At 61.7% G+C, this 10,978-nt stretch carries 10 protein-coding genes and 2 pseudogenes; all 12 read right to left on the bottom strand.

Annotation, left to right across the window (positions count from 1 at the left end; translation table 11 throughout):
* Positions 1 to 26: 26 nt before the first annotated feature.
* On the bottom strand, positions 27 to 2,390 hold the full coding sequence (locus ALO64_RS22315; RefSeq protein ID WP_044343338.1) for an MMPL family transporter: 2,364 nt from the start codon (positions 2,388 to 2,390) through the stop codon (positions 27 to 29).
* Complete coding sequence (locus ALO64_RS22310) at positions 2,374 to 2,988, bottom strand: outer membrane lipoprotein carrier protein LolA (RefSeq protein ID WP_005743093.1); 615 nt, start codon at positions 2,986 to 2,988, stop codon at positions 2,374 to 2,376. The genes ALO64_RS22315 and ALO64_RS22310 overlap by 17 nt, the downstream gene beginning before the upstream one ends.
* The gene (locus ALO64_RS22305) at positions 2,985 to 3,410 is read right to left on the bottom strand and encodes an acyl-CoA thioesterase (protein WP_044343298.1); all 426 of its coding nucleotides are present in this window, start codon (positions 3,408 to 3,410) and stop codon (positions 2,985 to 2,987) included. The genes ALO64_RS22310 and ALO64_RS22305 overlap by 4 nt, the downstream gene beginning before the upstream one ends.
* Positions 3,400 to 4,947 (bottom strand): HAL/PAL/TAL family ammonia-lyase, encoded by a 1,548-nt coding sequence (locus ALO64_RS22300; RefSeq protein WP_044343297.1) that lies wholly within the window; start codon positions 4,945 to 4,947, stop codon positions 3,400 to 3,402. The genes ALO64_RS22305 and ALO64_RS22300 overlap by 11 nt, the downstream gene beginning before the upstream one ends.
* Entirely contained in the window at positions 4,928 to 5,875 is a 948-nt protein-coding gene (locus ALO64_RS22295) for an LpxL/LpxP family acyltransferase (RefSeq protein WP_044343296.1), read from the bottom strand. The genes ALO64_RS22300 and ALO64_RS22295 overlap by 20 nt, the downstream gene beginning before the upstream one ends.
* On the bottom strand, positions 5,872 to 6,606 hold the full coding sequence (locus tag ALO64_RS22290; protein WP_002551683.1) for a glycosyltransferase family 2 protein: 735 nt from the start codon (positions 6,604 to 6,606) through the stop codon (positions 5,872 to 5,874). Before ALO64_RS22290 ends, ALO64_RS22295 begins: the two co-directional genes overlap by 4 nt.
* A pseudogene (locus ALO64_RS22285) lies at positions 6,599 to 8,276 on the bottom strand (AMP-binding protein). The gene ALO64_RS22290 and the pseudogene ALO64_RS22285 overlap by 8 nt, the downstream one beginning before the upstream one ends.
* Before the next feature lie 10 nt (positions 8,277 to 8,286).
* Positions 8,287 to 8,832 carry a COG4648 family protein gene (locus ALO64_RS22280; RefSeq protein WP_004654313.1) on the bottom strand — a complete coding sequence of 182 codons (546 nt, stop codon included), beginning with the start codon at positions 8,830 to 8,832 and terminating at the stop codon, positions 8,287 to 8,289.
* Positions 8,829 to 9,083, bottom strand: a complete 255-nt coding sequence (locus ALO64_RS22275) for an acyl carrier protein (protein ID WP_002551686.1) — start codon at positions 9,081 to 9,083, stop codon at positions 8,829 to 8,831. The genes ALO64_RS22280 and ALO64_RS22275 overlap by 4 nt, the downstream gene beginning before the upstream one ends.
* Before the next feature lie 9 nt (positions 9,084 to 9,092).
* Positions 9,093 to 9,353 carry a phosphopantetheine-binding protein gene (locus tag ALO64_RS22270; protein ID WP_005731021.1) on the bottom strand — a complete coding sequence of 87 codons (261 nt, stop codon included), beginning with the start codon at positions 9,351 to 9,353 and terminating at the stop codon, positions 9,093 to 9,095.
* Positions 9,328 to 10,140 (bottom strand): lysophospholipid acyltransferase family protein, encoded by an 813-nt coding sequence (locus ALO64_RS22265; protein WP_044343295.1) that lies wholly within the window; start codon positions 10,138 to 10,140, stop codon positions 9,328 to 9,330. The genes ALO64_RS22270 and ALO64_RS22265 overlap by 26 nt, the downstream gene beginning before the upstream one ends.
* Positions 10,116 to 10,834, bottom strand: a pseudogene (locus ALO64_RS22260) (beta-ketoacyl synthase chain length factor). The gene ALO64_RS22265 and the pseudogene ALO64_RS22260 overlap by 25 nt, the downstream one beginning before the upstream one ends.
* Positions 10,835 to 10,978 lie beyond the last annotated feature (144 nt).

The raw sequence follows: 10,978 nt of genomic DNA, 5'->3' as shown, positions 1-10,978 counted from the left end.
AGGGAGTGACGACAACGCTGCAAGACTCATGCGTGTGGCCCTTCAGCATTGGCTGGCGAATGAAGCGCTTTACGCGGGCTGGCCCACGGTGCCAGAAGAAAGCTGAAGGCCAGCCCCAGGCTGACCGACAGGCCGAAATTGCTGATCGCCGGGGTGCCGGAAACAGCCAGCAGGCCGAACGACAGCCACGTGGTCACGGCGGCCAGCAGCGTGCCCAGCAGGCTGACCGCCGCGCCGCCTATCTGCTCGCGCATCAGAATGGCGTAATCGACGCTGATCGCCGTAACCAACAACAGGCCGAACAGGCTGAACAGAGTCAGCGGCTGACCTATCCAGCCCAGGCTGGCGAGGCTGCACAGGGCCGCTAGCAGGGGCAGGGCGACGATGCGCAACGCACCGCCGAAGCCAAACGGAGCGATCAGCAGCAGGACGATCAGTACGCACGATGCCAGTTTCAATTCCGCTGCGCTGATCTGCGTGTGGGCAAACACCTCGTTGAGCTCACCCAGGCGGTCGACCAGTTGCACGCCCTCCAGTCCGATGGCCTGCACGCGCAGCAACGCCATGCTGTTCATGCCACGCAGGCTGACGATGCTGGCTACCTGAGCGTCGCCTTCGGCATCTTCGCTGGCACCCAGCCAGAGCGTGCGCCACGGTTCGCTGAGCGGGCCTTGAAGCGCCTGATCAATGTCTTGCGTTGGCAGTGCCTGCAATTGCGCGAGTTCGGTTTTCAGTGCGTTGGCCGGAACGCCAAGCTGTACCAGTGGCGCCCAGTGTTGCGGCAATTTGCCCAGTGCATCACGGGTCAGTTGCTGCTCGGCAGGCGAATCCAGCAACTGGTTGAGGGCCATGTAACCCTGCAGCTTGTCCATGCTGATCAGTTGATCGAGCCGCTGAGTCAGCGCCGACTGCCGATCCAGCAACTGCTGTTGATCCTTACCGCGCACCAGGAAGAACTGGCTGGTGGGCTGATAACCGGTGATCCGCGCGATAGCCTGGGCTTCGTCGGTCAATGCCTGAGGTGCTGCCACCCATTGGCGAATATCGTTCTTGGTGGTCAGGTGCCAGAGCCCGCCGCCGCAGAAGGCCAACAGTAGCGCCAGCAGAATCGGCGTGCTGATGCGCTGCAACAGCGCAGCGCGGCAATCGAGCATCAGTTGCGCCAGTTTCAGCGGCCATTGCGCGGGGTTGATCTCGACCTTTGCAAGCAGCGCGGGCAGCAGACACACCGCAGTCAGGTAAGCGCCGATCAGGCCCGCAGCGGAGAACACGGCAATTTGTGTCAGTGCCGGGAACGGCGTCCAGGCCAGGGCGAGATAGCCGATACAACTGGTGATCAGGCTCAGCGTCAGGCCCGGCAGGGTCAGGCGCAAGGCGGGCCAACTGCGCCAGGGTTTCAGGCTCCAGCTCTTGGACAGGTAATGCAGTGGGTAATCCACCGCCACACCAATCAGGCTGGAACCCAGCACCAGCGTCATGACGTGCATGCTGCCAAACAGCGCCACGCAAGCCACTGCACCGAAGAGCATGCCGACTATCACCGGTACAAACGCCAGCAGCACGCTCCAGCGTCGGAATGCCAGCAACAGCAGCAACAGAATACCGAGCGTGGCGCCCCCGCCGACCCAGGTGATTTCCCGGCTGGCCTGCTTCTGCCCGTCGGCGGCGTACAGCAGGCCGCTGGCGGCGAGCAATTGCCCACCGGCCTGCTGCGCCTGCACCCGCGCTTGCGCCAGCAGGTCGGCGACCTGACCGGGCAGGTGCAGATCGAAAGCATCGGTTCGGGTTCGCGAACGCAGCAGTACCCAGCTTTTGCCCTCGGCGCTGGCGATCAGCGCGCCGCTGGCCAGATCCGCCTCGACCGAGCCCTGTTTCGGCAAGCTGTTCTGGATACGTCCGGTCAGCCCCAGCCAGTCATCCTGACCCGGCACCAGGCTGAACCCGGCAAACGGGTCGAAGAGAGTTTGTACACGCTGCTCGATGAAAGTCTTCGGCTCATCGATCAACAGAGCGCGATCCGCTGCCGGCAACATCGCGATTCGCCCTTGCAGCAACTGGGTGCGCAACGCGGGCAGATCGGCTTGCAGCGACCACTGAACCTTCTCGAACAGGCCGCTCGCTTGCCATTGCTCCGCCAGCGTGCGAGCCAGTTCCACAGCCTGCTGGCGGTCGGTGTGACCCACCAGCACGAGCATTTCGCGATTGAGCGGTTCCTGCATGCGCTTTTCGGCGCTCACCACCAGTTCGTCGTTGTCAGTGCCCGGCACCAGTTCCATGAGGTTGGCCGACAGCGGCGAGCGGTCGTGCCACTGCCAGCCGGCCAGCGCCAGCACGCTTGCCAGAATCAGCAGGAACAGTCGCGGCAATAGCCGCTCAGTCGTTGAAGTCATTGCGCTGCGCATCGGTCAGGGAGGAAGCACTGCTGCTGTCGATCATTTTCAGGACGGTACTGTCGCCCTGGGTTTCCAGCAACTCGATACGCTGGACCAGTTCTCCGCCATCGATGTTGATCTGTTTGAACACTTGTTGCAGCAGCATCGAGCGCGGTGTGAGCGTGAGTTGCCAGGCGTTCGCGTCGCCCTTGAGCTGCAAGTCGAAATCCCGTTGCAGGCCGCTGCTGTCGCCCTGCAGTACAGCAAGGAACAAGCGGTTCTGCTCGGCCCCGGCATTTTTGTTTGGTACGGGCTTCCAGGTGCTGATGTCGCCCACGCTTTCGCGGCGGGAAATGCCGCTGGCATTGATGCGGTAATCCTGTTTCAGCGGTGTTTCCAGCAGCCAGAGCAGCCCGAAATCCCTGGCGAGCACGAAGCGGCCTTTGCTGAGCAGTGGTTGCGGCAGGGCGCGCAGGTGTTTTTCCTGAATGAAGCGCCCTTGCACCACCGCAGGTTTAGCGAGCTGATCACTCAGTTGTTGTAGATCGAAAGCCTGCGCCAGTGAAGACAGGCACAGCAACCCCAATAGCAGCAAGGCGCGAAACGGACGGTTCATGGCAAAGCTCTCTTCACGGCATCGATAAAGACCTGGGACGATGCCAGTTGCATTTCCCGGCTCTGGCTGTCGACCGCAACCTGCACGGTGCTGGCGCGGGTCAAGCGTTCGCCGGTGTGTGCGTCGGTGATCAGGTAGTTGATCTTCAGACGGTTCTCCCACTCCACCAGACTGGCGCGTACGTTCAGTGTCTGGCCGAACACCGCGCTGCGCACGTAGCGCAGTTGCAGGTCGATCACCGGCCAACCATAACCGGATTCGAGCATCTGCATGTAGTTATGACCAATGTGGTCGAGCAATGCGCAGCGTGCGACTTCCAGGTATTTGACGTAATGCCCGTGCCAGACGATGTTCATCATGTCGACGTCGAAAAACGGCACCACGATTTCGGTGTCGACGTGCAGAAAACCCTTACTGCGCATGCAAGCTCCAGCGGCGGTTGGCAATATGTTTCAGGCACAGGCGCAGTTCATTCTCCAGCGCCCGGTCTTCGATGACAGGGGCAAAGTCCTCGCCCAGCTGTTGGTGCATGGCCGCCAGTGCTGGTGGCAGCGGGAGCGCATCGGCAGCCTTGCTGCGCAGCCATATACCTTGGTTGGCGGCGATCAGCGTGGCGGCGGCAACCTGCTCGGTCAGCTCCAGCACCCGAATGGCGTCACGCGCAGCGATGGTGCCCATGCTCACCTTGTCCTGATTGTGGCATTCGGTGGAGCGCGAGAATACGCTGGCCGGCATGGTGTTTTTCAGTGCTTCGGCGGTCCATGCGCTGGTGCCTATCTGCACCGCCTTGAAACCGTGATTGAGCATGGCCCGCTCGGCGCTGGCCCCTGACAGATTGCTCGGCAAGCCGTGGTTGTAACGTTCGTCGATCAGCAGCGCCAATTGCCGGTCGAGCAGGTCTGCGACATTGGCCACCAACGTTTTCAGGCTGTCCATGGCAAAAGCAATGTGCCCGCCGTAGAAATGCCCGCCGTGCAACACGCGCTCTGCTTCGGCATCGATGATCGGGTTGTCGTTGGCGCTGTTCAGCTCGATCTCGATGAACGAGCGCAGCCAGTTCAGGCTGTCGGCCAGCACGCCCAGCACATGCGGTGCGCAGCGCAGCGAATAGCGGTCCTGCAAACGATGCAGTGGGGCGGTTGGCGCGTCGATGGCCAGGTCCTGACGCAACCACGCGGCTACCTGCATCTGGCCCGGATGCGGCTTGGCGGCGAACAGGCGCTCGTCGAAGTGCTCCGGGTTGCCTTGCAGCGCCACCACGTTCATGGCGGTGATACGGGTCGCCAGTTGCAACAGGTAATCGGCGCGGGCGAACGCCAGGCACGCGATGCCGGTCATGACGGCGGTGCCGTTCATCAGCGCCAGCGCTTCCTTGGGGCGCAGCACCAGCGGCGTCCAGCCCAGTTCGCGGTGCACGTCGCTGGCCGGACGGCGCTCGCCACGGAACATCACGTCGCGCTCGCCGGACAGGGTCGCGGCCACGTAAGACAGTGGGGTCAGATCACCGCTGGCACCCACCGAGCCCTCTTCCGGGATCAGCGGCAGCACGTCCTGATCGATAAACGCCTGCAAACGCTCAAGCAGTTCGACGCGCACCCCGGAAACGCCCTGACACAGTGACTGCAAACGTGCCGCCAGCACTGCGCGGGTGGCCTGGGCGTCCAGCAGCTTGCCCAGCCCGCAGCCGTGAAACGTGTACAAATGCTGCGGCAGCGCCTCGACATGTTCCAATGGCACGGCCACCACGCAGGAGTCGCCGTAGCCGGTGGTGACGCCGTAGATCACGCCTTCCTTGTTCAGTAACGAATCGAGAAACTGCGCGCCCCTGGCAATGCGTGCGCGAAATTCAGCGTCGCCTTGCAACGCACTCGGTGCCTGCCGATTGGCCAGGGCCAGCACGTCTTCGATACACAGGGCGCGCTCGCCGAAAATGATCGGGTCAGGAGCTTGAATCATCATCGGACTTCCAGAATGGGTAGAAATTGAACCACTGCTGCGGGGCTTCCAGGCAGTAGTGCCCAAGACGCTCGGCATAACGCGTGGCCCAGTGGGCGATGACCTGGGCTCGGTCGCTGCGTCGCCATTCGATGGCGTCGGAGAACGGTTCGAGAATCACCCGATAGCCGTTCGGGCCTTTAAGGCAGAAAAACAGATTGACCGGGCACTTGAGCAGACCGGCCAGCAGCCACGGGCCTTGCGGAAACGTCGCGGGCTTGCCCAGAAAGTCGACCCGCACATTGCGCCCGCCGTGCAGGGCAACGCGGTCACCGGCGATGGCCAGCCACTCGCCTTCGTCCAGACGCTGGCTGAGTTGCAGCATGATCGCCGGGTCCAGTTCGCTGACCTGAATCAGCCGCAGGTTGGTCGCTCCGGCTTCACCGAGCAGGCGATTGAAGCGTTCGGCGTGCTTGGTGTGCACCAGCACGTTCATGGTAACTTTTTCGCCGAGTTCGGCCAGTGCGCGGCACACCTCAAGGTTGCCCAGATGTGCCCCGACCAGCATTTGTCCGCGCTCGCCGCGCAGGTTGTGGCGCAGCAGGGCTGGGTCGATGATCTCGATCTGCTCGATGCCCAGCTTGCCGTTCCACACACCAAGCTTGTCGAGCAGTGCCTCGGCGAAGGCCATGAACTGGCCAAAAACGCGCCGTTGGCTGGGGCGCAGTTCGGGTCTGGCGCTCCAGTCCGCCAGGCGCTGCTGGTATTCCCAGATGCTGTGTCGGGCACGGCGGCCGAAGGCGAAGAAATATAGAACGATGCCATACAGCACCGGGCTGAGCAGGCGACGACCGAGCACGCGCATGCCCCAGGCGGTAAGCTTCATGAGCAGGAAGCTGCCACGCTCTTCGTGACTGGCCCAATGTTCCTTGGGCGACTTTTCAATGGTCATGAGCGCCACCGCCGCCAGAGGATCACCGGTAGACGCATCAGCATGCCGAAGAACAGCTTGGCGTGCATTTTCGAGATCAGGGCGTTGTCGTGAAACAGGCGGAAATGCGACAGGCCGTCCTGCGGATAGTGAACGCGGGTCGGCAGCCAGCGCATCGCCTGGCCACGCCATGACAGGCGCACGAGAATTTCCGAGTCGAAGTCCATGCGCCTGCCGATCTGCACGCTGTCGATCAGCGCCAGAACCGGGGCCAGCGGGTAGAGCCGAAAGCCGCACATGGAATCGCGAATATGCAGTGACAGGGTGTTGATCCATACCCAGACGTGGGTGAGATAACGGGCGTACAGGCGGCCTTTGGGCACGCTTTCGTCGTACTGCGGATAGCCACAGATCAACGCTTGCGGGTACTGGCGTGACTGCTCCAGAAACACCGGAATATCGTTCAGGTCATGCTGACCATCGGCATCGACCTGCAACGCATGGCTGAAACCCAGGCGTGCCGCCTCGCGGAACCCGGCCATGACCGCGCCGCCCTTGCCTTGATTGACCGGCAGGCGCAACAGGTAAATACCCTCACCCTGCGCCAGCTGCTGTAACACTGCGGCGCAAGCCGGGCTGCTGGCATCGTCCACCAATATGCAGGGCAAGCCTGCGTTGCGGACGGCCTTGACCACGCTGGGCACGGCCAGTTCGTGGTCGAACACCGGAATGATCACGCAAGGCTTATGCATGATCTCCCTCCAGCACAATCCGGCCGCTGGAGCAGGGTGCGTTTTCGCTGTTGTGAAAGGCGAAATGCAGCTTTGAGCGAGCGGCATCGAAGCGCAGGGTCAGTTTCAGGCGGTCGCCGGGGCGCACCAGTTGCTGAAACTTGAGCACTTCCATGCCGGCAAAGTCGGTTAGCAGATTCAACAGGCGCTGCCCCAGACTGATCGCCCATTCGACCTGAACCACGCCTGGCAAGACCGGTGCCTTGGGAAAGTGGCCGCTGAAAAATGCCAGATCTGGCGGGACCATCAGTTGCAGGTGCAATTCGCCGTCGACCGTCTGTTGGTCAAGCACTTGCGGTTGCCTGGGGCGTGAGGCCATGAGCAGGTTCTGCACGTCCATCTGCGCCAGTTTGCCCTGGGCATTGAGGGGCATTTGCCGCAGCCCAGCGCCGCGGCAGAGCGATGGTTTCGCAGTGCGGTCGCAAATACTGGCGCAAGGCTTCGGTAAGCGCTCGACGGCCCTGATTACGCAGGGCCAGCAAGCCCGCATCGCTCAGCACCAGCAGCGCGCCAAGCGACGCACGGTTTTCCTGAACCACGCCAAGGCGCGCTTCATTTACCCACTCGTGAGTCGTAAGGGCCTGCTCGATCAGTGGCAACGACACGCGCTTTTCTTCAAGTTTGACGATGCGGTCCAGCCTGCCCAGCAGTTCGAATCGCCCATCATTGCCAATCTGCACGGCATCGGCGGTCTGCTCTACGTGACCGGGCGGCAGATAGGGCGAGCTGATGCGCAGCGCCCCTTCGTTGTTCTGACTCAGCTCTACGCCGTCGAAGGCTTGCCAGTGCTGTTCGCCCTGCCGCCAGGCGATGCCACCGGTTTCCGAACTGCCGAGAATTTCCGTCGGCCACTGGCCAAGACGTTGTTGCAGACTTTGCGCCGCTTCGGCTGGCAATGCGCCGCCGGATGAAAACACCCTGCGCACGGCACTGAGGCTGCTCCAGTCGAGGTTGTCGCCCATGCGCTTGAGCAGTGCCGGGCTGGCGACCCAGGCAAAGGACGGGTATTCGCGGCTGGCGCGTTGCAGGTCTTCGGCAAACGGCAACTGGCGGCGCACGAACGGGCGTGCGGCGCACAGCGGCCATAGCAAACGGAACAGCAGCCCATAAATATGTTGCGTCGCAACGCTGCCGATCATGCATGCCGAACCAAGCTGCGCGCCCCACAACTGTTCCAGCCCGCAAACTTCGTTGGCCAGCTGGCGCAGGCGTTTTTCAATCAGTTTGGGCTCGCCGCTGGAACCCGAGGTGCACAGGCTCAACCGGCACTGGTCAAGGTCGAGCGCTGCCGGAGCCAGCTGCGCGGCGTGCAGATCGCTTAAATGCGTGTCGTGCGCCAGGTCGGTCAGCCACAGGTCGACCTGATTGGCCCAGCGCTCGCGGGTCTGGCCTTGCAAGTCAGCGGGCAGCAATACATGCACACCGGCGCGCCAGGCACCGAACAAGGCGACGGCCAGGTCAGCGGCATCTTCAAGGTGTACCGCGAGGTTTTTGATACCGCGGGCTTGCAGTCCTGCGGCCACACTCAATGCCTGATCACGAAATTGCGCGTGGTCCAGGGTCGGGGCCAGCGTCAGCAGCCGGTCGGGCAGGGCGTCGAGCAGCAGGTGTTCAAGGTTCAACCAGTTCATGCGATCCATTTCATTTGCCGCCCGCAGAGGGTGGGCGGACGATCCATTCAACAGCGAACAACAGGCCCATCAATCCGTAGGAAACCAGGCCGGTGTACAGCGTCCACCAGGACAACGGTGCCCAGAGCGTCAGTATGGCTGCCGTGAGGCCATTGGCGAGGAAGAACAGGCACCAGATCTGCGTGACTTTACGGGTGTAGCGGATGCCGGACTCGGGCAGTTCAGGGCGGTTTATGCGCGCCATTCTTTCTACGATAGGCGGGCCGTATATCAGGCTTGAACCGAACAGGCCGAGCATGAACGCGCTGACCAGTACCGGATACCAGCGCAGCATCAGGTGGCTGTCGATTACGCCCAGCGCCACGCAAAAAACCAGGGCGACGAGCGCCATCGCCAGGCTGCCGGGCTTGCGCTCGCCGGTCAGTGCGCGCGCCAGCCACAGGCTGCCCAGCAGCAGCGCGAACTGCCACGGGGCGAAGTGTTCGGTTCCCCAGTAGACGGCAAACGGATACAGCACACCGGCCAGCACCAGAATCAGGCCAATCAGCCGCTTCATTCGGCCGTGTTGACCAGTTTGTAGACGGCCTCTACCACGTCGTTCACGGTTCTGACTGACTTGAACTCTTCAGCGGCAATCTTCTTGCCGGTCTTGCGTTTGATGTGGTCGATCAGGTCCACGGCATCGATGCTGTCGATTTCCAGGTCCTGATACAGGTTGGCTTCAAGTGTGACCCTCTCTGGCTCCAGTTCGAACAGTTCCACCATTGCGGCGCGCAGGATTTCGAAGATGTCTTCACGGGTTTGCATGTTCAATTCTCAGGCCGGTTGTCTGGCGCTGACGAAGGCCGCAAGGCTGTCGACGCTGGCGAAATGGTTACGGGTGTCCTTTGCATCGGCATCGATCTTGATGCCATAGCGCTTCTGGATGGCCAGGCCCAGTTCGAGCGCATCCACCGAGTCCAGTCCCAGTCCTTCTCCGAACAGCGTCATATCGTTGCCGATATCTTCCGGGGTGATGTCTTCGAGGCCCAGGGCATCGATGATCAACAATTTAATGTCCTGGTGCAGATTGCTCATCTGAGGCGAGCTCCTTGGTGAAATAGTCATGCAGGTAATCGTTGAGCTTGCGGGACGCCACGGGCGGCGGACCCAGCGAACTGAAGGCGGTGGGGTCTATATCGGCACCGACGCGCAAACTGAAGTGCACGCGACGTTGTGCAATGCGATACCAGGGCTCGGCCTTGGTCAGAGTGGTCGGCTGGACCTTGATGGTCACCGGAGTGATCATGCTCGCGCCACGCAGTGCAATGGCGGCCGCGCCCCGGTGAAAGACCGGCGGCTGACCCGGCTGGGTGCGGGTGCCTTCGGGGAAAATAATCAGTGTCTGGCCGCTTTGCAGGCGCTCCACGGCGGCATCGAGCATGTCCATGCTGCCGTCGTTGCTGATGTAACCTGCGGAGCGCACCGGGCCACGGGTGAACGGGTTTTCCCACAGGCTGCGCTTGACCACGCAATTGGCGTCACGCACCAGCCCGATCAGGAACACCACGTCGATCAATGACGGGTGGTTGGCAATGATCATCTGCCCGGGGCGGCCAAGCTTTTCGGCACCCTGTACCTCGTAGGTCAACACGCCCATGCGCGCCATGATGCGGATGAACAGCCAGAACAGGCGGCTGATGGTCCGCCTGGCGCGGCGCTGATGACTGGCTACACTGCCGGGCAGGCAACTCAGTACCGGAAAAACGAACAAGCGCAGGCACAGGCCGCTGAACCCGAAGAGGGCAAAGCTGAAGGCGGTTGCCAGCAAACGCCAGTAATAAGCATCCTGACGTTTTTTCAGTTCTTGCGTTGCCAGTTCCATAACCGGTTATTCCAGGGGTGCAGGCAGACGGATTGATCAGTGTGCAAGGCTTGCAGCAGATTCAATGCGTGGGGCCATCGAGTCTGCGGGTTCCCTTGTGTGTCGCTGTGCAAAGACAATTCCCACTCGTTGCCGGGCGTCAGCAGCAAGCCGACCGCGTAGGGAAGGGCACGTCATCAATCCATTGTGCATAAGCGTGTGGTGGCTGTTCTTCAGTCACCACAAGCAATACTGCTTCTGCACCCTCGGCCAGCAACGCTGCGGCCTCGAACGCTCCATACTCCAGCCCGTCGCCTGCGGCGGCCAGGGCTGTCATCTCACTTGTTTCACCGCGTATGATCGACCACAGACCAATCACTGCGTTATGCACTGAAAGGCTGAACTGGGTCGGTGAAACCGGCTCGTTCGCAGCCAGATCGCGCAGAATTTCAAACGTTCTCGGGGTTTCTCCGTGGCGCGAGACAAACACCAGCGGTACGCGCCCCAAACCTTCAGTCAATGGCCAGCCGACGGCAAATGCCATTCTGGCCATGCGGCCCAGGCGGCGACGTTGCATGCCAGGCAGGAAAGACACGTCTGGCGCGGCATCACTGGTTTCCAGTAGCGTCGGATTGCGGCTCCATTGCAGCCAGTCGTCCGCGCTCGCCAGGCCCGGAGCCCAGGCATGCCATCGTGCAATGTTGAAGGTGATCAAGACTTCTCTTCCCGCCCCTGTGGGCTTGTTTCTCGCTACATCGATATCAGGTAGATATCAGCCTGGGTGCGGTAATTTGACCGAGTGCGCGCATTATCCCGATGGGGGTCATTACTAGGAGGGCGTAGACAAAATCAAGTGGTA

Source organism: Pseudomonas meliae (genome assembly GCF_001400515.1).
Taxonomy (GTDB): Bacteria; Pseudomonadota; Gammaproteobacteria; order Pseudomonadales; family Pseudomonadaceae; genus Aquipseudomonas; species Aquipseudomonas amygdali.
The sequence above is the reverse complement of the archived record's forward strand: the minus strand, read 5'-3'. Positions and strand labels throughout refer to the sequence as shown.